Origin of the sequence: Enterobacter sp. SA187 (genome assembly GCF_001888805.2) — a bacterium.
Classification (GTDB): Bacteria; Pseudomonadota; Gammaproteobacteria; order Enterobacterales; family Enterobacteriaceae; genus Enterobacter_D.
Map to the genome: position 1 here is coordinate 2,044,057 of NZ_CP019113.1, position 22,730 is coordinate 2,066,786.

Below are 22,730 nucleotides of genomic sequence, written 5' to 3' on the forward strand. Positions count from 1 at the left end.
TAAACGATCATCATGACCATTTCCGCTCTTGCACAGTCCCTTGAACCGCATCGCCAGTTGCTGGTGGGGTTCAGCGGCGGCCTCGATTCAACCGTACTGCTGCACCAGCTGGTGTGCTGGCGCGAACAGCAGCCGGAGGTATCACTGCGCGCGATCCACGTCCATCACGGTCTGAACGCCCGCGCGGATGAGTGGGTGGAACAGTGCCAGGCGCTTTGCGGACAGTGGCAGGTACCGCTTACCGTCGTGCGCGTGACTTTAAACCAGGCCGGGGAAAGTATTGAAGCGCAGGCGCGGCAGGCGCGCTATCAGGCTTTTCGCGAGGCGCTGTTGCCCGGCGAAGTGCTGCTTACCGCCCAGCATCTGGACGATCAGAGCGAAACTTTTCTGCTGGCGTTAAAGCGCGGCAGCGGCCCGGCAGGACTGGCGTCGATGCCCGCCTCTCTGCCTTTCGGCGATACGCTGTTGCTGCGCCCGCTGCTCTGTACCCGCCGGACGGCGCTGGAAGCCTGGGCGCAGCAGCACGCGCTGCGCTGGATCGAAGATGACAGCAATCAGGATGATAAATACGACCGCAACTTTTTACGTCTGCATATTTTGCCGCGTCTTAACGCCCGCTGGCCGCATTTTGCCGACGCGGTGGCGCGCAGCGCAGCACTATGCGGCGAGCAGGAGCAGCTGCTTGACGAGCTACTGGCGGAAGAGCTGGCCGCGCTGACCAACGAAGCGGGTGCGCTGCATATCACCCCGCTGATGACGAAAAGCGCCGTCCGACGCGCAGCTATCCTGCGCCGCTGGCTGGCGCAGCAGGGCGCGGCTATGCCATCACGTGACCGGCTGGCGCGCATCTGGCAGGAAGTGGCGCTGGCGCGCGACGATGCCACCCCCGGCCTGACGCTGGGCGATGGAGAGATCCGTCGCTATCAGGGACTGCTCTGGTGGGTAAAGGTGCCGCAAAGTCAGCGCGACACACAAATCGGCTGGGATGATCCCTTTCAGCCGCTGGCCTTACCCGCGGGCCTGGGAGAGTTGCAGCTTATAACAGGCGGCGAGATACGTGCCCCGCGCGCCGGTGAACGGGCGACAGTGCGTTTTTACGCGCCCGGAATGCTGCATATCCTTGGTCGTGCCGGGGGGCGTAAGCTGAAAAAAATCTGGCAGGAGCTGGGAGTGCCGCCCTGGCAGCGGGATAGCACGCCAATTCTGTTCTATGATGAAACGCCGATTGCCGCGGCGGGGCAGTTTATAACGCGGGACGGACTGGCGGAGGGGGAAGCCGGTTTTACGTTGCGGTGGAAAAGATAACGGGCAGCCAGGCTGCCCGCTTGATTGACTCAGGACTCGCTCACCACAACGGTGCCGATTTGCGGATGGCTGAAGCTGGCTATCCTGTCGAGGCGGAGTTCCCGCGTCGTGCCAGCGGCATCAGCGACCAGGTATTCAACATTCTTACGCATGACCAAATCGCTGGCTTTTGCCTGCAAGACTTCGCCGTCTTTGAGTTCCAGCGTCAGTAAAAGATGATGCTGGCAGGCGAGCTCGAGGTTGTCATAGTCATCACAATTGATGGGTTGATAAGTATCATTCATTGACATAATCGCTCACCAGTAAGTTCGCGGCAGCATAAGCCGCCTTTTCCCTGACAGACTCCGAAGTCGCACCATCTGATGCCACTTCATTGAGTACGTTTAACACGCAGCCCAGCGCATCGGGGATATACCCTAAGTCTCCGCTGGCGATCTCCGCATACCGCTTGCGTATTAACTCACAGTAATTTTCCACATGTCCTCCTGTCAGTGTGCTGACTTCACCATGGGATGTAAGTTTAAGCCTACGAAGATAAACTCTGTTTAGCAAGGTGACTATACCACACTCATTGGCGCATTATCAGCGTAGTAAGCGGTCACTACTTTAAGAGTAAACAGCGCTTTATCCCTTAATTCGCTACAATGGGGATAATTTTGTGCAGGAGTGGTGTCATGGCGTTAAAAGCGACAATTTATAAAGCGACGGTCAATGTGGCCGATCTGGATCGTAATCAGTTTATGGATGCTACGCTCACGCTGGCCCGCCATCCTTCTGAAACCCAGGAGCGCATGATGCTGCGCCTGCTGGCGTGGATCAAATATGCTGACGAGCGGTTACAGTTCTCCCGTGGCCTGAGCGCCGAAGATGAGCCGGAAGCCTGGCGGCATAACGATCACATGGGCATCGACCTGTGGATCGAGCTGGGCCTGCCGGATGAGAAACGGATCAAAAAAGCCTGCACCCAGGCCAAAGAAGTGGCGTTGTTTACCTATAACAGCCGTTCTGCGCAAATCTGGTGGCAGCAAAATCAGACCAGGCTTGCGACCTACAGCAACCTGAGCATCTGGTATCTGGATGATGAACAGCTGGCGAAGCTCAGCGATTTTGCCGGGCGTACCATGACCCTGCAGGCCACCATTCAGGAGGGGGCGATCTGGCTGTCTGATGCGCAGAATAACCTGGAGATCCATCTGACCACCTGGCAACAACCGGCATGATCACGCTGTCATCGAATGTCACTATCCCGGACAACGAACTGGAGATCACCGCGATCCGTTCTCAGGGCGCGGGCGGGCAAAACGTCAATAAAACCTCCACGGCCATTCACCTGCGTTTCGACATTCGCGCCTCCAGCCTGCCGGAGTTCTACAAAGAGCGCCTGCTGGCGGCGACGCACCATTTGATCACCGCGGAAGGCGTGGTGATTATTAAGGCGCAGGAGTACCGCAGTCAGGAGATGAACCGTGAAGCGGCGCTGGCGCGGCTGGAAGCGTTGATAAGAGAATTAACCGTGGTACAGAAAAGCCGACGTCCGACGCGGCCCACGCGCGCGTCCAAAGAGCGGCGTCTGGCGGGCAAAGCGCAGAAATCGACTGTTAAATCCCTGCGCGGCAAAGTTCGCCCATAAAAAAAGCCCGGTCAGGTTAACGTGACCGGGCTGTCGTTTGCCGGGTGGCGACTGCGTCTTACCCGGCCTGCATGAGCTTATGTAGGCCCGGCAAGCCTGCGCCGCCGGGCAATAATAATCCTCAGCCTTTAATCGCCTTGACCAGATACGGCAGGATGTCCCCGGTTTTGATCATCTGCTTCTCGCCGCTACGACGATATTTGTACTCAATTTCGTCGCTGTCGAGGTTACGGTCGCCGATAACGATAGTGTGCGGAATGCCGATCAGCTCCATGTCTGCAAACATCACGCCCGGACGCTCTTTACGATCATCCATCAGCACTTCAATGCCCTGCGCACGCAGCTCGCTGTAGAGCTTCTCTGCCAGTTCCTGCACGCGGAAAGATTTGTGCATATTCATCGGCAGAATGGCGACCTGGAAAGGCGCAATGGCATCAGGCCAGACGATACCGCGTTCGTCGTGGTTCTGCTCGATGGCCGCAGCCACCACACGGGTCACACCGATACCGTAGCAACCCATGGTCAGCGTAACGTTACGACCATCTTCACCCTGTACGGAGGCTTTCAGCGCTTCGGAGTACTTGGTACCCAGCTGGAAAATATGACCCACTTCGATACCGCGTTTGATCAACAGCGTACCCTGACCGTCCGGGCTCGGATCGCCGGCCACCACGTTACGCAGATCCGCGACTTCTGGCGTCGCCACATCGCGATCCCAGTTGATGCCAAAGTAGTGTTTACCGTCGATGTTCGCGCCTGCGGAGAAATCACTCATCGCGGCAACGGTACGGTCGATAACTACCGGGATCGGCAGGTTAACCGGACCCAGCGAGCCAGGGCCTGCTTTAACCAGCGCGCGGATCTCTTCTTCGCTGGCGAAGGTCAGCGGGCTGGCCACCTGCGGCAGTTTTTCGGCTTTGATTTCGTTCAGTTCGTGATCGCCACGCACCAGCAGGGCAACCAGCGGATATGCGCTGTCTTCGACCGCTTTTACCAGCAGGGTTTTCACGGTTTTCTCGATGGGCAGATTGAACTGCTCAACCAGCTCGGCGATGGTTTTCGCGTTCGGCGTATCAACCAGCGTCATTTCCTGCGTCGCGGCGGCACGCGGCTCTTTCGGGGCCAGCGCTTCGGCAAATTCAATGTTGGCCGCGAAATCGGAGCTGTCGGAGAATATCACATCGTCTTCGCCGCTCTGCGCCAGCACCTGGAATTCGTGCGAAGCGCTACCGCCGATTGAGCCGGTGTCAGCCTGTACCGCGCGGAAGTCCAGACCCATACGGCTGAAGATTTTGCTGTAGGCCGCATACATGGCGTCGTAGGTTTCCTGCAGGGATTCCTGAGAGGTATGGAAAGAGTAAGCATCTTTCATCAGGAATTCACGGGAGCGCATCACGCCGAAACGCGGGCGCACTTCGTCACGGAATTTAGTCTGGATCTGGAAGAAGTTCAGCGGCAGCTGTTTATAGGAGCTGAGCTCGTTACGGATCAGGTCGGTGATCACTTCTTCATGCGTCGGGCCGAGCACGAACGGACGTTCGCCACGATCGACAAAACGCAGCAGTTCCGGGCCATACTGCTCCCAGCGGCCGCTTTCCACCCACAGATCGGCGGGCTGAACAACCGGCATGGACACCTCGATCGCACCGGCGTTGTTCATCTCTTCACGCACGATGTTTTCGACTTTTTTCAGCACGCGCAGGCCGGTCGGCAGCCAGGTGTATAACCCGGAGGCCAGCTTGCGGATCATCCCGGCGCGCAGCATCAACTGGTGGCTGATGACTTCGGCATCGGCAGGTGTCTCCTTCAGAGTGGAGAGCAGATATTGGCTAGTACGCATGTAGTTACGGTTCCATTTGGACGATGAGCACAGGCTCAAAACGAGCCTGACACAAAAAAAGTGGTTTAGTTTATCAGCCTGGCAATGATGCCAAAAGAGAGCGCACTAAAATTAGCGCGATTCCAGCGCAAAGACCTCAAATCCCGACGGCGTTACGCGCCAGCGTACGTTAAAGTCCAGCAACCATACGGCATAGGTTTTGCCCATCTCTTCTTCTTTGCGGTAGGCCGGGCGCGGATCCTGGGCCAGTACATCGATGATGAACTGTCGCAGGGCAGGGTAGCGCTGCTCCAGCGCCGTTAACTGCCGGGCAATGTCTTCGGTAAAAAACACCGGCATATTCGCCTGCGGCGCAAGCTGGGCATAGCTGGCTTTCGCGTCGGGTAAGGCTTCGGCGAACGGCAGATAGGGCTTGATGTCGATCACTGGCGTGCCGTCGACCAGATCCAGACTGCCGAGCTCAAGAATGACCTGATCTTTCTGGCAGCGAATGCCTTTTAATTCAACCAGCGACATGCCGACCGGATTCGGGCGGAATGTTGAGCGCGTGGCAAACACGCCCATTCGGGCATTGCCGCCGAGACGGGGAGGGCGCACCGTTGGCCGCCAGCCCCCTTCCATCGTCTGATGGAAAACAAACAGCACCCACAGATGGCTGAACGCCTCAAGGCCGCGTACAGCATCGGCCTGATTGTATGGGGCAGTAAGATGAAGTTCGCCGCGACTGTTTACCAGCCCTGGCTGGCGCGGTACGGCAAACTTCTCTTTATAGGGCGAACGGATAACGCCTATTTGCTCAAACGAAAAGGCACTCATTTTGCCGTAATGTTAAGCGCAGTACCGATGCATACTGCCTGACGATAGCAGCCCGGCGTGCCGCTGGTAACTTCACAGCTGTGCTGTAACACGGCGTTGGCGCGCAATTTAGAAGCGTTAATCTGCATGCGTTTACGTGCGGTAGGGATATTCGGCGGGGAGTCCTGATTAGACGCCTGGCAGGAGTCGCCGGACACTTCACCCAGATCGCGGAACGGTTTACCAACCAGCTCTTCGGCATTGGTGATAATTCTTACCGGGGCCGCGCGCGGCGCTTTTGGTTTTTCCGGCTCGGTTTTTGTGGTTGTAGCGGTGCCCCTGGCCGGTTCGACGGGAGATCTGCTTAGCATGGAACAGCCGCTCAGCATGAGTGCCAGTAAACAGATCGGTAAAGCGCGCATAATATATCCTCAGTAAATAATGGCATTACCAGGTATTGAAACAGGAGAGTACAGAAATGACAAGGCGGGCTTACGCCCGCCTTGAAGGATATTACAGAAAAAAGCGATTACCAGCCTTTAACCGCGCCGCCGTTAAAGACTTTGTTGGCTTCCTGGTAAACTTCATCAGACTGGTAAGCCTGGATGAATTTCTTCACGTTTTCCGCATCTTTGTTGTCTTCGCGGGATACGAGCAGGTTGACGTACGGGGAGTCTTTATCTTCAACGAAGATACCGTCTTTCGCCGGCGTCAGGTTGATCTGGCTGGCGTAAGTGGTGTTGATGACGGCCAGCGCAATCTGCGCGTCGTCTAACGAGCGCGGTAACTGCGGCGCTTCCAGTTCAACAATCTTCAGGTTTTTCGGGTTTTCCACCACGTCCAGCACGGTCGGCAGCAGACCGACGCCATCTTTCAGTTTGATCAGACCCTGTTTTTGCAGCAGCAGCAGGGAACGGCCCAGGTTAGTCGGATCGTTCGGAACGGCAACCTGCGCGCCTTCCTGCAACTCATCAATGGATTTGATTTTTTTGGAGTAGCCGGCGATCGGGTAAACGAAGGTGTTCGCCACGGAGGTCAGCTTATAGCCGCGATCTTTGATCTGCTGATCCAGATAAGGTTTGTGCTGGAAGGCGTTCAGGTCGATATCGCCTTTGCTCAGCGCTTCGTTCGGCAGCACGTAATCGTTAAAGGTCACCAGTTCCACGTCCAGACCGTATTTCTCTTTCGCCACTTTCGCGGCGGTTTCCGCTACCTGCTGCTCAGCGCCGACGATCACGCCCACTTTAATGTGGTTGGGATCTTTTTCGTCCTGACCGCAACCCACGAGGGCCAGAGAACCAATCAGGGCACCCACTGCCGCAAAGGTCTTGAATTTAAACGCCATGCTATTTCCTTAACTCTCAGAGTCGATTGTGTTGTTTATAACGTTATTTGTGAGTGACAGCCCGGACGATACGATCGCCCGAGAACTGGATCAGATAAACCAGCACCACCAGCAGTACCAGCACCGTATTCATCACGGTGGCGTTATAGCCGATGTAACCGTACTGATAGCCAATTTGTCCCAGGCCACCGGCACCCACAGCACCGCCCATGGCGGAATAACCCACAAGGGTGATCAGGGTAATGGTAGCCGCGTTCACCAGACCAGCAAGGGCTTCCGGCAGCAGGACCTTACGAATGATCTGCATCGGCGTGGCACCCATCGCGCGTGAGGCTTCGATAAGTCCGGTCGGGATCTCCAGTAAGGCGTTCTCAACCATACGGGCAATAAAGGGCGCTGCGCCCACGGTCAGCGGTACGATAGCCGCCTGCAAGCCGATGGAGGTGCCCACAATCACGCGCGTGAAGGGGATCATCCAGACCAGCAAAATAATGAACGGAATGGAGCGGAAAATATTCACCAGCGCGGAAATGCTGCGATACAGCTTTGCGTTCTCGCTGATCTGACCGGGACGGGTGACGTACAGCAGTACGCCTACCGGCAGCCCGATCACAAAACCAAAGAAGCCGGAGACAAAGGTCATCGCCAGCGTCTCCCAGACGCCCCGCGCCAGTAACCACATCATTGGCTCAGACATAACCCAGCACCTCTACTTTTACATGGTGTTCCTGCAGCCACGCAATGGCGGCTTGCGTATCCTGTTGTGTGCCGTGCATTTCCGTCAGCATGATGCCGAACTTCACGCCACCGGCGTAATCCATCTGCGCGCTGATAATGTTGTTGTTCACATTAAAACGGCGTGCGGTTTCAGAAAGCAGGGGAGCATCCACCGACTGACCGGTAAATTCCATACGCAGCATCGGCACGCTGGTGGCGCCCGGCTCTGCCGTCATGCGCTGCTGATAATCTTCCGGAATGTCCAGATGCAGCGTGGACTGAATAAACTGTTGCGCCAGCGGCGTTTTCGGATGCGAGAACACTTCGCTGACGGTGTCCTGCTCGATAAGCTCGCCGTTGCTGATCACGGCCACGCAGTCGCAGATACGTTTCACCACGTCCATTTCATGCGTAATAAGGAGGATGGTTAAACCAAGACGGCGGTTAATATCTTTGAGCAGTTCGAGGATGGAGCGGGTCGTTGCTGGATCCAGCGCGCTGGTGGCCTCATCACACAACAATACTTTGGGATTGCTGGCCAGCGCACGGGCAATGGCCACGCGTTGTTTTTGACCGCCGGAAAGATTCGCCGGATAGCTGTCATGCTTATCGCTCAGGCCCACTAACTCCAGCAGCTCGGTGACGCGGCGTTTGATTTCAGCGGCGGGGGTGTTGTCCAGCTCCAGCGGTAATGCGACGTTGCCCGCCACGGTGCGCGAAGCAAGCAGGTTAAAATGCTGGAAGATCATGCCGATCTGACGACGGGCTTTGGTTAACTGGGATTCGGTCAGGGCAGTTAAATCCTGACCGTCAACCAGCACGCTGCCCTGCGTCGGACGCTCCAGCAGGTTTACGCAGCGGATTAAGGTACTTTTCCCCGCACCTGAAGCGCCAATGACGCCATAAATTTGACCGGCAGGGACATGCAGGCTGACATTGTTCAGCGCCTGTATGGTGCGGTTCCCCTGCTGGAAGACTTTGGTGATATTCGAAAGTTTAATCATTAGATTATTTTTATCGTTTAAAAGTTAGCCGTGGCATTTTGTTCTGCCGGATACGGGCGATGACCGTAAACAAAACGGATGTTAAGGCATCCAGACGTCTATTTCAATGTAACTCTGTATGATGAGCACTTTCTTGCGTTCAGAAACATGAGATACTAGCGCCATAGGTCTTATATAAAGGAGCAAACCGGTGGCACAGTCAGTACCCGCAATTTTTCTCGATCGTGATGGCACGATTAATGTCGATCATGGTTATGTCCATGAGAGTGATAACTTCGAATTTATCGATGGCGTAATAGATGCCATGCGTGAATTGAAAGCAATGGGCTATGCGCTGGTTGTCGTCACCAATCAGTCCGGCATCGCTCGCGGTAAGTTCAGCGAAGCGCAGTTCGAAACGCTGACCGAATGGATGGACTGGTCGCTGGCGGATCGCGGCGTCGACCTGGATGGCATCTATTACTGCCCGCATCATCCGGAAGGAAGCGTGGAAGAGTTCCGCCAGGTTTGTGATTGCCGTAAACCGCAGCCGGGAATGCTTATCTCAGCGCGCGACTTTTTGCACATTGATATGGCGGCTTCTTATATGGTTGGCGACAAACTGGAAGATATGCAGGCTGCCGCTGCCGCAGGTGTGGGTCATAAAGTATTAGTGCGCACGGGTAAACCCGTCACGCCTGAAGCAGAAAACGCAGCAGATTGGGTGATAAATAGCCTTGCTGACCTGCCTGCGGCAATCAAAAAGCAGTAAAAATAAGCGTTATGATGAAAAGGTGAGCGGTTGAAACAAAAATGCAGTTTTATGCTTGTCATCCCGTCCGGACTCCCTATAATGCGCCTCCATCGACACGGCGGATGTGAATCACTTCACACAAACAGCCGGTTCGGTTGAAGAGAAAAAATCCTGAAATTGAGGGTTGACTCTGAAAGAGGAAAGCGTAATATACGCCACCTCGCGACAGAGCGCTAAAGCGCGTCGCAACTGCTCTTTAACAATTTATCAGACAATCTGTGTGGGCACTCAAGGACATGGATTCTTAAACGTCTTCGGACGCTAAATGAATACCAAGTCTCTGGAGTGAACATACGTAATTCATTACGAAGTTTAATTCACGAGCATCAAACTTAAATTGAAGAGTTTGATCATGGCTCAGATTGAACGCTGGCGGCAGGCCTAACACATGCAAGTCGAGCGGTAGCACAGAGAGCTTGCTCTCGGGTGACGAGCGGCGGACGGGTGAGTAATGTCTGGGAAACTGCCTGATGGAGGGGGATAACTACTGGAAACGGTAGCTAATACCGCATAACGTCGCAAGACCAAAGAGGGGGACCTTCGGGCCTCTTGCCATCAGATGTGCCCAGATGGGATTAGCTAGTAGGTGGGGTAACGGCTCACCTAGGCGACGATCCCTAGCTGGTCTGAGAGGATGACCAGCCACACTGGAACTGAGACACGGTCCAGACTCCTACGGGAGGCAGCAGTGGGGAATATTGCACAATGGGCGCAAGCCTGATGCAGCCATGCCGCGTGTATGAAGAAGGCCTTCGGGTTGTAAAGTACTTTCAGCGGGGAGGAAGGTGTTGTGGTTAATAACCTCAGCAATTGACGTTACCCGCAGAAGAAGCACCGGCTAACTCCGTGCCAGCAGCCGCGGTAATACGGAGGGTGCAAGCGTTAATCGGAATTACTGGGCGTAAAGCGCACGCAGGCGGTCTGTCAAGTCGGATGTGAAATCCCCGGGCTCAACCTGGGAACTGCATCCGAAACTGGCAGGCTTGAGTCTTGTAGAGGGGGGTAGAATTCCAGGTGTAGCGGTGAAATGCGTAGAGATCTGGAGGAATACCGGTGGCGAAGGCGGCCCCCTGGACAAAGACTGACGCTCAGGTGCGAAAGCGTGGGGAGCAAACAGGATTAGATACCCTGGTAGTCCACGCTGTAAACGATGTCGACTTGGAGGTTGTGCCCTTGAGGCGTGGCTTCCGGAGCTAACGCGTTAAGTCGACCGCCTGGGGAGTACGGCCGCAAGGTTAAAACTCAAATGAATTGACGGGGGCCCGCACAAGCGGTGGAGCATGTGGTTTAATTCGATGCAACGCGAAGAACCTTACCTACTCTTGACATCCAGAGAACTTAGCAGAGATGCTTTGGTGCCTTCGGGAACTCTGAGACAGGTGCTGCATGGCTGTCGTCAGCTCGTGTTGTGAAATGTTGGGTTAAGTCCCGCAACGAGCGCAACCCTTATCCTTTGTTGCCAGCGATTCGGTCGGGAACTCAAAGGAGACTGCCAGTGATAAACTGGAGGAAGGTGGGGATGACGTCAAGTCATCATGGCCCTTACGAGTAGGGCTACACACGTGCTACAATGGCATATACAAAGAGAAGCGACCTCGCGAGAGCAAGCGGACCTCATAAAGTATGTCGTAGTCCGGATCGGAGTCTGCAACTCGACTCCGTGAAGTCGGAATCGCTAGTAATCGTGGATCAGAATGCCACGGTGAATACGTTCCCGGGCCTTGTACACACCGCCCGTCACACCATGGGAGTGGGTTGCAAAAGAAGTAGGTAGCTTAACCTTCGGGAGGGCGCTTACCACTTTGTGATTCATGACTGGGGTGAAGTCGTAACAAGGTAACCGTAGGGGAACCTGCGGTTGGATCACCTCCTTACCTGAAAGAACCTGCCTTGCAGTGTCCACACAGATTGTCTGATGAACGTAATGAGCAAGACGGCTGCGAAGTCGTGACACCTCGTGTCCCCTTCGTCTAGCGGTTAGGACTCCGCCCTTTCACGGCGGCAACAGGGGTTCGAATCCCCTAGGGGACGCCACTTGCTGGGTGTGAGTGAAAGGCACAACCAATCAGTATCTCAAAACAGACCTCCGGGTCTCGTTTGAGATATTTGCTCTTTAAAAATCTGGATCAAGCTGAAAATTGAAACGACACGCTGTTTCTTTTCTCCGTAATAAGAAAAGAAAAACGGTGTGTTCGAGTCTCTCAAATTTTCGCAATCAGAAGTGAAACATCTTCGGGTTGTGAGGTTAAGCGACTAAGCGTACACGGTGGATGCCCTGGCAGTCAGAGGCGATGAAGGGCGTGCTAATCTGCGATAAGCGCCGGTAAGGTGATATGAACCGTTATAACCGGCGATACCCGAATGGGGAAACCCAGTGCAATCCGTTGCACTATCATGTCATGAATACATAGTGGCATGAGGCGAACCGGGGGAACTGAAACATCTAAGTACCCCGAGGAAAAGAAATCAACCGAGATTCCCCCAGTAGCGGCGAGCGAACGGGGAGGAGCCCAGAACCTGAATCAGCATGTGTGTTAGTGGAAGCGTCTGGAAAGTCGCAGGGTACAGGGTGATACTCCCGTACACAAAAATGCATATGTTGTGAGTTCGAAGAGTAGGGCGGGACACGTGGTATCCTGTCTGAATATGGGGGGACCATCCTCCAAGGCTAAATACTCCTGACTGACCGATAGTGAACCAGTACCGTGAGGGAAAGGCGAAAAGAACCCCGGCGAGGGGAGTGAAACAGAACCTGAAACCGTGTACGTACAAGCAGTGGGAGCCTCTTTATGGGGTGACTGCGTACCTTTTGTATAATGGGTCAGCGACTTATATTCTGTAGCAAGGTTAACCGTATAGGGGAGCCGAAGGGAAACCGAGTCTTAACTGGGCGTTAAGTTGCAGGGTATAGACCCGAAACCCGGTGATCTAGCCATGGGCAGGTTGAAGGTTGGGTAACACTAACTGGAGGACCGAACCGACTAATGTTGAAAAATTAGCGGATGACTTGTGGCTGGGGGTGAAAGGCCAATCAAACCGGGAGATAGCTGGTTCTCCCCGAAAGCTATTTAGGTAGCGCCTCGTGAACTCATCTTCGGGGGTAGAGCACTGTTTCGGCTAGGGGGTCATCCCGACTTACCAACCCGATGCAAACTGCGAATACCGAAGAATGTTATCACGGGAGACACACGGCGGGTGCTAACGTCCGTCGTGAAGAGGGAAACAACCCAGACCGCCAGCTAAGGTCCCAAAGTCATGGTTAAGTGGGAAACGATGTGGGAAGGCACAGACAGCCAGGATGTTGGCTTAGAAGCAGCCATCATTTAAAGAAAGCGTAATAGCTCACTGGTCGAGTCGGCCTGCGCGGAAGATGTAACGGGGCTAAACCATGCACCGAAGCTGCGGCAGCGACACTATGTGTTGTTGGGTAGGGGAGCGTTCTGTAAGCCGTTGAAGGTGGACTGTGAGGTCTGCTGGAGGTATCAGAAGTGCGAATGCTGACATAAGTAACGATAAAGCGGGTGAAAAACCCGCTCGCCGGAAGACCAAGGGTTCCTGTCCAACGTTAATCGGGGCAGGGTGAGTCGACCCCTAAGGCGAGGCCGAAAGGCGTAGTCGATGGGAAACAGGTTAATATTCCTGTACTCGGTGTTACTGCGAAGGGGGGACGGAGAAGGCTATGTTGGCCGGGCGACGGTTGTCCCGGTTTAAGCGTGTAGGTGTGTGTTCCAGGTAAATCCGGTTCACTTTAACACTGAGGCGTGATGACGAGGCACTACGGTGCTGAAGTGACAAATGCCCTGCTTCCAGGAAAAGCCTCTAAGCATCAGGTAACACAGAATCGTACCCCAAACCGACACAGGTGGTCAGGTAGAGAATACCAAGGCGCTTGAGAGAACTCGGGTGAAGGAACTAGGCAAAATGGTGCCGTAACTTCGGGAGAAGGCACGCTGGTGCGTAGGTGAAGTGACTTGCTCACGGAGCTGAAACCAGTCGAAGATACCAGCTGGCTGCAACTGTTTATTAAAAACACAGCACTGTGCAAACACGAAAGTGGACGTATACGGTGTGACGCCTGCCCGGTGCCGGAAGGTTAATTGATGGGGTTAGCGGCAACGCGAAGCTCTTGATCGAAGCCCCGGTAAACGGCGGCCGTAACTATAACGGTCCTAAGGTAGCGAAATTCCTTGTCGGGTAAGTTCCGACCTGCACGAATGGCGTAATGATGGCCAGGCTGTCTCCACCCGAGACTCAGTGAAATTGAAATCGCTGTGAAGATGCAGTGTACCCGCGGCAAGACGGAAAGACCCCGTGAACCTTTACTATAGCTTGACACTGAACACTGGTCCTTGATGTGTAGGATAGGTGGGAGGCTTTGAAGCGTGGACGCCAGTCTGCGTGGAGCCATCCTTGAAATACCACCCTTTAATGGCTGGTGTTCTAACGTGGACCCGTAATCCGGGTTGCGGACAGTGTCTGGTGGGTAGTTTGACTGGGGCGGTCTCCTCCTAAAGCGTAACGGAGGAGCACGAAGGTTAGCTAATCCTGGTCGGACATCAGGAGGTTAGTGCAATGGCATAAGCTAGCTTGACTGCGAGCGTGACGGCGCGAGCAGGTGCGAAAGCAGGTCATAGTGATCCGGTGGTTCTGAATGGAAGGGCCATCGCTCAACGGATAAAAGGTACTCCGGGGATAACAGGCTGATACCGCCCAAGAGTTCATATCGACGGCGGTGTTTGGCACCTCGATGTCGGCTCATCACATCCTGGGGCTGAAGTAGGTCCCAAGGGTATGGCTGTTCGCCATTTAAAGTGGTACGCGAGCTGGGTTTAGAACGTCGTGAGACAGTTCGGTCCCTATCTGCCGTGGGCGCTGGAGAATTGAGGGGGGCTGCTCCTAGTACGAGAGGACCGGAGTGGACGCATCACTGGTGTTCGGGTTGTCATGCCAATGGCATTGCCCGGTAGCTAAATGCGGAAGAGATAAGTGCTGAAAGCATCTAAGCACGAAACTTGCCCCGAGATGAGTTCTCCCTGACTCCTTGAGAGTCCTGAAGGAACGTTGAAGACGACGACGTTGATAGGCCGGGTGTGTAAGCGCAGCGATGCGTTGAGCTAACCGGTACTAATGAACCGTGAGGCTTAACCTTACAACGCCGAAGATGTTTTGGCGTGATTTGAGAGATTTTCAGCTGATACAGATTACTGTTTAATGCCTTAAGGCGTTAGACGAACAGAATTTGCCTGGCGGCACTAGCGCGGCGGTCCCACCTGACCCCATGCCGAACTCAGAAGTGAAACGCCGTAGCGCCGATGGTAGTGTGGGGTCTCCCCATGCGAGAGTAGGGAACTGCCAGGCATCAAATTAAGCAGTAAACCGGGGTGACAGCCGGTAGTTGTAAAGAAATTCGGTGGAGCGGTAGTTCAGTCGGTTAGAATACCTGCCTGTCACGCAGGGGGTCGCGGGTTCGAGTCCCGTCCGTTCCGCCACTTATTTATAAGACGTCTTTTAACGTCTTTGCGAAAGAAACCGTATCACTCAGGTGATGCGGTTTTTTTTCGTCTGTAGAAAACCCACTGCAACCCTGCGTATTACGGCGTTGAGGCAAATGACCAACGGTATTACCTCACCGTTGGTCATCTCATTACCGTCTGATTAACCCTTCCTGTTTCCCGCCAGCGCCAGCGCCAAACACGCCACCGCAACAGGACATGCCAGCCAGATAAACACATCTGACAGACTTTGTGCCTGGCTGAACAGCAATCCCCCTGACAACGATCCGCAAATAGAACCTGCCCGGCCTGCGCTTAATGCCCAACTGACGCCCGTTGCCCTGGCATGGGTCGGGTAGAAAGTTGAAGCAAGCACGCTCAGATTGTTCATCGTTCCGGTCAGGGTAAAGCCCAGCACAAATATCACCGCCAGTAATGCCTGCGGATGCGCAAGCTGCGCGCCGGTTAAGGTTAACGTGATCGCGGCGATAACGCTGGCGACTGTCAGTACATGCAGGCTCGATAAACGATCCAGCAATGTCGCCATTACGATCCCGCCCAGCACTCCGCCCAGGGGCAACATAGCTGCGATATGGGTCATTTCTGCCACTGGATAACCGCTTTTCGACAGGATCAGCGGCAGCCAGCTGGTCAGCAGATAAAACACAAACATAAAGGCAAAAAAGGCGCACCACAGCACCAGGGTAACGCGGATAGTGTCTCTATGGAAAAGCGCCGCAACCGGCGAGGACACCTGCACGGTTTCGTTATTGATATAACAGACCGTCTCGTTTTTTATGCCCGTTATTTTGCTGACGATATGGTTGAGCTTTTTACGGTATCGATCGCGGCCCGCCATAAAGCAGAGGGATTCCGGCAACCAGACTATCGCTATCGGGATCAGAATAAGCGGAGCGAGGCCTCCCACCAGTAGCAGACCATGCCACTGAAAGATCGGTAAAATGATCCCGGCGATCCAGCCTCCCGCTGCGAGTCCCAGCGTAAAACCGGAATAGCTCAGGGTCACTAACAATATTTTGCTGCGTGACGGAGAATACTCTGAGGCAAGCGTAATACTGTTGGGCAGAATAGCGCCCATGCCGATCCCTGTGATAAAGCGTAACACCGTCATTTCCATCACCGAATCGGTCAGGATGGTCGCCAGCGTGCCGGTCGCCACGATCATAAGGCTTAAGATCAGAATGATCTTTCTGCCGTACCGGTCCGCAAGAATTCCGAACCCGGTCGCCCCGGCGAACATGCCAAATAATCCGGCGGCAAACACCGGAGCCAGTTGCTGCGGCGAAATGTGCCAGGCTTTGGTGAGCGTCGGCGCAATATAGCCAATAACAGCGGCGTCAAAACCATCCAGCACTACCATAATGCAGCATAACAGCAGCACTCTTATCTGGAGCGCGGAAAGCGGCGCCGCATTGATTACGTCAGAAATAGCCAGACGATTGTCGTCCATGTTAATTTTCCTTGAAGATGATTATGTTAAAGAGCACCGTCCTGTCCGGGAATAAATAAGGCAGGGCGGTTTGGGTGATTACAGATAAAGCGTGAACAGTAAATTGAGCTGCGTGTCGAATGGCGCTGCGCCATAGAGCGTATCTTTGCCAGGTGAATAATGCTGCCACTGCACAGCCGTATCCCAGCGCGTAAAGTGGTAACGAAATTCGCCCCAGTACAGATTGCTGTCGTTAACCTGATCAAGACGAACCATGGCGTTCACATCCAGCTTATCCATCAGACTGTCCTGCCAGTTAAAAAAGAAGAAGATCCCCTCGCGGGTGGCGATTTCCTGTGAACGGACGAGATAAGCGCTATAAGCGGCCTGCATAGCCGGAGGCGACGTCCTGAGTTTTTCCCATTCGTCACGGTTGGGGGCGGCTTCGTTATACTGATACTCAGCGGTCAGCGAGATTTTACTGGCGGAGGTAAAGGTTCCTCCGACGGCCAGCTGTGAGCGAAAATGCCCGGCGGTATCCCGTTGCCAGGCTTTGTCCCACTGATCCTGCTGTTTGCCTCCCGCCCACTCTGCATAGAGCGTCGTGTTGTCATTCAGCAACAGACTTAAATTGACGCCCGTCTGCAAAGCTTCGTCTTCGGAGAAGAGCGCCAGAAACTGTGGCTTGAGCCGGTCGTTTATCTGTGGACTGTAACTCAGCTGTCCACGGTGCTGGTTATTGGTGCTGCCCAAATCCGCGCTGAAGGAGGCGGTGCTGCTTTCCTGCGACAGGCGCGGCGACCAGAGCAGGGACACCGCGCCGCTGTCCCACAGCCACTGACTGTTCAGCATCACGCTGCCCTGACGATTCTGCCGCAGGCTGGTCGGATCGATATCGGTAACGACGCGGGTTGCGCCATCGCGAAACCAGTCGGTCGGCGAATAGCCAGTCGCAACGCCGTTGCGGATGTTGATCCGTCCGGCATCCAACGCCAGCCCTTCCACGGGCTGCCAGTTCAGGTAACCCTCCTGCCAGGTATTTATGGTGTGGTGGCCCGTCAGGCCAGCGGTATCAAGGTGATCCAGCCGGTCGCGAAACACCAGTCGCAGGGTGTCGGTCAGGCCGCTGTCGAGGCTGAACTGCTCCGAGCCGCGCCAGTAGCGGCTCTGTCCGTCGTCACGGTTCTGATAGCCCGCCGCGCCGTCGATTTGCAAACGCCAGGCTTTTGGCGCGGCTGATTCAACAGCCGCTTCGTCCGCCAGCGCCAGCGCCGCCAGCGAACTGTCATCAGCCTGCGCCCCCGCTGCCATTAACAGCCCGCAGGCTGAAGCAATGATGAACGGTTTCATGGCGTCGCATCTGCCCGGAAGTTGACCAGATAGTCGCGCTGGAACCAGCGTTCCGGGATGTCACGAAAGTGATAATCCTGATTGCGCATAATAGTGACGAGCTGCGGATCCAGTCCGTCAATGATCACGATTTCAGTCGGACGCGATGCCCCCAGCTGTTGCTGATAACGGCGATACCAGGCGGTTTTCAGCAGGCGCTCGCTCTCGCTGTAAAACTGCGCTTTGATCGGATCCCAGCCCTCTTTTTTCACCCACAGCTCAATGTGGTGATAGACCGCCTGTGGCGTGCTGGCCTTTAACGTCAGGCGGATGCTGACCTGCTGCTTACGGTGGCCGTCTTCAATGACTTCTTCCGCCTGGGCCGTGGCTTTATAGTCGGCGGCAAAATTGGTGGATACCACATCGCCATTGGCTGCCTGTCCCAGCAGGCGCTGCTGCGGCGAAATACGCACGCTCGCTTTGCTGGCGGGCTCATAGAACCAGATGTCCTGATCCTGTTTAAGCATCAGCTTACCGGCATCGCGCTCCGGCGCGGTAAAGCGCAGCAGACTGCGGTACTGACCGCTGCGCGGATCCGGACGGGAATAAACGATCACCGTGGTGGCGTCTTTCTGTTTGCCGTTCTGATAATCCAGCAACTGAGTGGTCAGTGAAAAACTTTGCGTCGGGTTACGGATCGCATCGCTGGCAGAGAGGATCGCCTGTGGATCCTGGGCGGCAAAGGCCGCTGGCAGATAACACAACAGGCCGCAGACCATCAGGCGAGCGCGCTTCCTTGTAAAAAACATACACTTTTCCTTTCGTTTGATTCAGACATGCCGCAGGGCATCGATAATGTTCAGACCGGCCGCCCGTCTTGCGGCAAAGCCGACGGCGAATACGGCCAGACAGGCCGCGCCAAGGCTGACCTGCGCGATAAGCGCCGGATGGCTCGCCACGTTCGCCAGTAATGGCACTGAATAGGTCATGCCCGGCGGCACCCAGCGCAGGGAGAACAGGCGCAGTGCTGCATCCCCCGTCAGCGCCAGCGCAATGCCCGCGCCGCAGCCCAGCAGCACCATCAGCAGGCTTTCAGTGACAAACAGGCCGATCACGCCGCTACGCTGTACGCCCATGGCGCGCAGCGTGCCGATTTCCGTGGTGCGCTCCATCACCGCCATACTCATGGTGTTGCCGATCATGAACATGGCGACAATACCCACCAGCAGCGACGCAAGGCCAAAAAAGGTATCGAACATATGCATAATCTGACCGTGCATCGGGTTAAGCTCGAAAACGTCATGCAGCTCCAGGCGCTGATCGGCAAAGGAGGTCGCCATCAGCATGTCGATCCGCGCCCGCGCGGCGGCAATCTGATCGGTGTGCGCAAGCTGAATGATAATGCCGGTCACGCGACGGTCTCCTGCGCCGAAGACCAGCCGTTGCGCTGTCGACAGATGCATCGCCAGATAGACGTTATCCAGCGGCTGTAAGCCCTGGTTTAGGGCATCGATCACCGTTAGCCGCGCAATATCAGGCGCGCCGGTCAGACGCGTGGTCAGCACATCTACCTGGCGGTCGGTTTGTTGCGCCAGGCTTTGCGTCTGCTGACTGGCAAGCGCGGCGATATCCTCATCCAGCACGGCGGCGGCCTCGTTATCTGCCACGGCAGCCGACGGCGGCGGACAGTCCTCCAGCTTCAGCGTATGGCACAGTCCGAGGATCCGGGCAACGCCGGTACCGATAAGCGCGCTGTTCTCCCCGGTGCCCGCCAGCGGGTAGGACGGTGTGGTGATCGGGTAGTTATAGTCATTCCACTGCTGCAACTGGTTTTGCTCGTCAGGGATCACGCCGCTGATCATCACCTGGGTGGAGGTCTGGCGCAGGAAATTACCGGCGATCCCGCCGGTATCCAGCACCGGCGTCACCACGCGCAGCATTGGCTTTAACAGCGGATCGTTTTCGAGAGTCGCGATCAGCCGATCGCTGTCGGCAATGCTGAAGGCGGTGGGATTGCCGCTGCCGAGCGCCATATATCCCGCGCGGTGAAGTTGCAGATGGCCCGCGCGCTGCACATAGGCGGTTTCCAGCCCGCTGGCGATGTCGCTGACAAAACCGCCGAACAGCAACAGCGCGGCGGTGCCGATGGTCAGCGCCAGCTGCGTTGAAAGGGTACGGCGACCATTACGCCGCAGATTACGTAACGCCAGACGCAGCAATTTCATGACGCCTCCCGGACTAACTGGCCATCTTTCAGGGTAAAGACCCTGTCGGCATGGGCGATGAGCTGCGGATCGTGCGAGGAAAAAACAAAGGTGGTCTGGTGCTCGTGCTGGAGCCTGCGCATCAGCAGGATAATTTGCAGCCCGGTGGCGCTGTCCAGATTCGCCGTCGGCTCGTCTGCCAGCACCAGTTTTGGGGTATGCGCCAGCGCGCGGGCGATCGCCACCCGCTGACGTTGCCCACCGGATAATTCCCCCGGCATGGCGTCGGTTTTACCTGCCAGCCCGACCTCATCAATCAGGCGGGCCACGCGCGCGCGGCGTTGCGCCGGCTTCATGCCGCACATCAGCAGCGGGTATTCGATGTTCTCCCCGGCGGTCAGTACCGGCAGCAGGTTGAAGTTCTGGAACACAAAACCAATGTGGGTGGCGCGATACGCGGTCATCTGGCGATCGGACCAGCCGCGCACCGACTCGCCGTGCAGATAAATCTCGCCGTCGTCCTGCTTGTCGAGACAGCCAATAAGATTGAGCAGCGTGCTTTTACCGCTGCCGGAAGGCCCCGCCAGCACGGAAAACTGGTTCGCAGGGATCGCAAGGCTGACGTCGCTCAGCGCCGCTACCCGCTCCCGGCCCATCTGATAATATTTTGCAACCTTGCTCAGGGTGACGGCGGTCATAGTGCCTCCCGGTACTGCCAGCTGATGTCCGCCACCGAGGCAAAACGCGCGGGCACCCGCCAGCGCAGCATATTTTGCGTGATATCCAGCATGTGCAGGCTCATGGCCGCCATCAGCCGTGGCGCGGAAACCCCGGCGAACATATCGCGACTGCGGGCGATCTCCCGTGCCGTGTCGGCACGCTGTTCGGCGCTGGCGAAACGCGCTTTTGAACGCAGCATGCAATGAAAGCTGCGGATATCCCCCTCATCGGGCAGCAGTACGGGCGCGTCGGCATCCCGGGCGTTCAGCAGCCTGGCCCCGGCGTTATCCAGCAACAGCAGGCCGTTGGTGGCGCGCGGATTACACTCTACGATGGCCAGGCCGTCCCGCGTCTCCATCAGATCGAAGCTGATTTGGCCGCTGAGGGAATGCTGAGCGATAAAGCGGCGGCAGAAGGCTTCGACATCAGGGTGACGCAGCGCCTCAAAGCCGAAGGCCGCGCTCTGTTTCCAGCGGTGGCGGGGCAGATAGCAGGCGTGGGCCAGCAGTTTACCCTTATGCGCGAGGTTGTAGGTGCAAAGTTCACGACCGATCAGCTTTTCCTGGATTAGCCAGCGGCCGCCATCGCGGCGGGTGAGTTGCGCTTCCATTTGGGGGATGGACGGATCCATGAATACCCCATGACCGAAGCTGGAAAACTCCTGTTTAAGCAGCGGGGCGCGATAATCGACAGAAAAGCGGCGCCAGTCTGCCACGCTGCCCACCACCTCAGTGCGCGGCGTAATCAGCCCCGCATCTTTCGCCAGCGCCAGCACCTCGTATTTGCTGTGCAAACGGGTAATCAGCGTATCCGACAGGGCAAAGAGTTCGATGGACGGATCCAGCCGCCCGAGGGCATGCTGCCGCGCCAGCCAGAAGCTCTCTTCAAACATCGGAATAAGGCGTGTCGCCGGGGCCTGTTGCGCCAGCCGGTTTACCGCCTCAAGAAAACGCTGCGGATGGGCGCGTAAACAGGGCAGGCGAATGAAAGGCACGTCCGGCGCGATAAGTTTTGAAAGCGCGGCGCGGTTGCTGTCGATAGCCGTCACCTGCGCACCGGCCTCCTGTAACGAACGGGCAAACCAGGCGGCGAAGGGAAAGCGAAAGCCGCTGATTAAAAACCGGGATGTATTCATAACGATGCTTCTTCCCTGAGCCAGTCGATCATGCTCGCCGCAACCTGCGGCAGAGCGTCATGTTTAAGCATTTCATAGTGGTTAGCGTTCACGCGGCGCACTTCCACGGCGGCGGTAAATTGTCCCCAGCCGTAGTCGCGCTGTTGCAGGTTTTGCCGGAACTGGTTCATCGCCTGGGTCAGCGTTTCATCGCCCAGCAGCCGCAGCGAGAGATGAGAAAACCAGTCGATGCGATTGCGCTCGCCGCGCAGCAACAGCAGCCTGACCGGGCAGGTCTGCGGCCGGTAGCGCATGACGGCGTTATTGATGCTGATATAGGTAGCCAGCGTGCGCTGGATTTGCTGCGGACTGAGCCGCCAGCTCCGCCCGCCGACGCGATAGCTGATAAATTCCAGCGCCTTCCAGCGTGGACCGGCAGGCACCAGGCCGAGCAGCGAGCCGAGCACGCCCGCCGCCAGGGTTTTCCCCCATTGCGGGATCAGGCGCAGCAGCGGGCGTTCCGCGGATACCAGACCGAGAAAATCGCGCAGGAACATCTGGAAATAGAGTTTTTCCGACGGCGGCGGAACGTCATAAATACAGAAGGCGTCGATAAAACAGAGGCTGACTTTTTCCCCGGCGCAGGCCAGCTGTCGCGCCATCTCAAAGGCGGTCTGCGCGCCGAAAGAGTAAGCGCCGATAAAATAAGGCCCGCTGGGCTGCGTGCTGCGTACCGCCTGAAGATAGTAAGCGCTCATCTCCTCCACGCTGTCGAGCGGCGTGGTGCCTTCCGCAATGCCGGAGGCCTGCAGGTAATAGACGTCGGCATAAGGCCGCAACAGCGGCGTCAGGCCGGTGTAGTGTGAAATATTGCCGTCCCCGGCGTGAACCAGAAACAGCGATGGCCGCACGGTGGCGTTGGTCTTACCCATTATTCATCCCTGATGTCGTTATGTTTAGCGGCGGCGCGTCCTTCCCCGCTGCGCCGCCGT

The 22,730-nt window shown here is 56.2% G+C and carries 19 protein-coding genes, 2 tRNA genes and 3 rRNA genes; 9 read left to right on the forward strand and 15 right to left on the reverse strand.

Features of this window, described 5'->3' with window-relative positions; translation table 11 throughout:
- Positions 1–12: 12 nt before the first annotated feature.
- Positions 13–1,305: a tRNA lysidine(34) synthetase TilS gene (gene tilS, locus BMF08_RS09705; protein ID WP_072570743.1), complete on the forward strand. Its 1,293-nt coding sequence runs from the start codon at positions 13–15 to the stop codon at positions 1,303–1,305.
- A gap of 29 nt (positions 1,306–1,334) precedes the next feature.
- On the opposite strand, the gene rof is transcribed toward tilS, so the two are convergent.
- Both rof and BMF08_RS09715 read right to left on the reverse strand, forming a co-directional pair.
- On the reverse strand, positions 1,335–1,595 hold the full coding sequence (rof, locus tag BMF08_RS09710; RefSeq protein ID WP_072570744.1) for a Rho-binding antiterminator: 261 nt from the start codon (positions 1,593–1,595) through the stop codon (positions 1,335–1,337).
- Positions 1,582–1,782: a YaeP family protein gene (locus tag BMF08_RS09715; RefSeq protein WP_072570746.1), complete on the reverse strand. Its 201-nt coding sequence runs from the start codon at positions 1,780–1,782 to the stop codon at positions 1,582–1,584. Before BMF08_RS09715 ends, rof begins: the two co-directional genes overlap by 14 nt.
- A gap of 197 nt (positions 1,783–1,979) precedes the next feature.
- Here BMF08_RS09715 and BMF08_RS09720 point away from each other — a divergent pair, with 197 nt between their 5' ends.
- Positions 1,980–2,525 (forward strand): YaeQ family protein, encoded by a 546-nt coding sequence (locus tag BMF08_RS09720; RefSeq protein ID WP_072570748.1) that lies wholly within the window; start codon positions 1,980–1,982, stop codon positions 2,523–2,525.
- The gene (arfB, locus tag BMF08_RS09725; RefSeq protein ID WP_072570750.1) at positions 2,522–2,935 is read left to right on the forward strand and encodes an alternative ribosome rescue aminoacyl-tRNA hydrolase ArfB; all 414 of its coding nucleotides are present in this window, start codon (positions 2,522–2,524) and stop codon (positions 2,933–2,935) included. The genes BMF08_RS09720 and arfB overlap by 4 nt, the downstream gene beginning before the upstream one ends.
- A gap of 121 nt (positions 2,936–3,056) precedes the next feature.
- On the opposite strand, the gene proS is transcribed toward arfB, so the two are convergent.
- The 6 genes from proS to metN all read right to left on the reverse strand — a co-directional run bounded on the left by proS (position 3,057) and on the right by metN (position 8,636).
- A complete protein-coding gene (gene proS / locus BMF08_RS09730) occupies positions 3,057–4,775 on the reverse strand; it encodes a proline--tRNA ligase (RefSeq protein ID WP_072570751.1) in 1,719 nt (572 codons plus the stop codon).
- 111 nt (positions 4,776–4,886) lie between these two features.
- A complete protein-coding gene (tsaA, locus tag BMF08_RS09735; RefSeq protein ID WP_072570753.1) occupies positions 4,887–5,591 on the reverse strand; it encodes a tRNA (N6-threonylcarbamoyladenosine(37)-N6)-methyltransferase TrmO in 705 nt (234 codons plus the stop codon).
- Complete coding sequence (gene rcsF, locus BMF08_RS09740) at positions 5,588–5,992, reverse strand: Rcs stress response system protein RcsF (RefSeq protein ID WP_072570755.1); 405 nt, start codon at positions 5,990–5,992, stop codon at positions 5,588–5,590. Before rcsF ends, tsaA begins: the two co-directional genes overlap by 4 nt.
- Before the next feature lie 107 nt (positions 5,993–6,099).
- Positions 6,100–6,915, reverse strand: a complete 816-nt coding sequence (locus BMF08_RS09745; RefSeq protein WP_072570757.1) for a MetQ/NlpA family lipoprotein — start codon at positions 6,913–6,915, stop codon at positions 6,100–6,102.
- A 43-nt stretch (positions 6,916–6,958) separates the two neighbouring features.
- Entirely contained in the window at positions 6,959–7,612 is a 654-nt protein-coding gene (locus BMF08_RS09750; RefSeq protein WP_072570759.1) for a methionine ABC transporter permease MetI, read from the reverse strand.
- Positions 7,605–8,636: a methionine ABC transporter ATP-binding protein MetN gene (gene metN, locus BMF08_RS09755; RefSeq protein WP_072570793.1), complete on the reverse strand. Its 1,032-nt coding sequence runs from the start codon at positions 8,634–8,636 to the stop codon at positions 7,605–7,607. Before metN ends, BMF08_RS09750 begins: the two co-directional genes overlap by 8 nt.
- 190 nt (positions 8,637–8,826) lie before the next feature.
- Here metN and gmhB point away from each other — a divergent pair, with 190 nt between their 5' ends.
- From gmhB to BMF08_RS09785, 6 genes are all read left to right on the forward strand, one after another.
- A complete protein-coding gene (gene gmhB, locus BMF08_RS09760; protein WP_072570795.1) occupies positions 8,827–9,387 on the forward strand; it encodes a D-glycero-beta-D-manno-heptose 1,7-bisphosphate 7-phosphatase in 561 nt (186 codons plus the stop codon).
- Positions 9,388–9,763: 376 nt separating this feature from the next.
- A 16S ribosomal RNA gene (locus tag BMF08_RS09765) occupies positions 9,764–11,303 on the forward strand.
- Between the two features lie 85 nt (positions 11,304–11,388).
- Positions 11,389–11,463 (forward strand) — tRNA-Glu (locus BMF08_RS09770).
- 209 nt (positions 11,464–11,672) lie between these two features.
- Positions 11,673–14,578 (forward strand): 23S ribosomal RNA (locus BMF08_RS09775).
- Between the two features lie 93 nt (positions 14,579–14,671).
- Positions 14,672–14,787: ribosomal RNA gene (gene rrf, locus BMF08_RS09780) — 5S ribosomal RNA — on the forward strand.
- The 16S, 23S and 5S rRNA genes sit together here with 2 tRNA genes alongside, the layout of an rRNA operon.
- Positions 14,788–14,841: 54 nt before the next feature.
- Positions 14,842–14,918: transfer RNA gene (locus BMF08_RS09785), tRNA-Asp, on the forward strand.
- A 166-nt stretch (positions 14,919–15,084) separates the two neighbouring features.
- Here the strand turns inward: BMF08_RS09785 and BMF08_RS09790 are convergent.
- The 7 genes from BMF08_RS09790 to BMF08_RS09820 form a co-directional block, all read right to left on the reverse strand.
- Positions 15,085–16,392 (reverse strand): MFS transporter, encoded by a 1,308-nt coding sequence (locus BMF08_RS09790; protein WP_072567413.1) that lies wholly within the window; start codon positions 16,390–16,392, stop codon positions 15,085–15,087.
- A 78-nt stretch (positions 16,393–16,470) separates the two neighbouring features.
- Complete coding sequence (locus BMF08_RS09795; RefSeq protein ID WP_072567414.1) at positions 16,471–17,721, reverse strand: hypothetical protein; 1,251 nt, start codon at positions 17,719–17,721, stop codon at positions 16,471–16,473.
- The gene (locus BMF08_RS09800) at positions 17,718–18,509 is read right to left on the reverse strand and encodes an outer membrane lipoprotein-sorting protein (RefSeq protein WP_083580885.1); all 792 of its coding nucleotides are present in this window, start codon (positions 18,507–18,509) and stop codon (positions 17,718–17,720) included. The genes BMF08_RS09795 and BMF08_RS09800 overlap by 4 nt, the downstream gene beginning before the upstream one ends.
- Before the next feature lie 21 nt (positions 18,510–18,530).
- Entirely contained in the window at positions 18,531–19,925 is a 1,395-nt protein-coding gene (locus tag BMF08_RS09805; protein ID WP_072567416.1) for an ABC transporter permease, read from the reverse strand.
- Entirely contained in the window at positions 19,922–20,602 is a 681-nt protein-coding gene (locus tag BMF08_RS09810) for an ABC transporter ATP-binding protein (RefSeq protein WP_072567417.1), read from the reverse strand. Before BMF08_RS09810 ends, BMF08_RS09805 begins: the two co-directional genes overlap by 4 nt.
- Entirely contained in the window at positions 20,599–21,759 is a 1,161-nt protein-coding gene (locus BMF08_RS09815; protein WP_072567418.1) for a hypothetical protein, read from the reverse strand. The genes BMF08_RS09810 and BMF08_RS09815 overlap by 4 nt, the downstream gene beginning before the upstream one ends.
- Entirely contained in the window at positions 21,756–22,670 is a 915-nt protein-coding gene (locus tag BMF08_RS09820; RefSeq protein ID WP_072567419.1) for a thioesterase domain-containing protein, read from the reverse strand. Before BMF08_RS09820 ends, BMF08_RS09815 begins: the two co-directional genes overlap by 4 nt.
- Positions 22,671–22,730 lie beyond the last annotated feature (60 nt).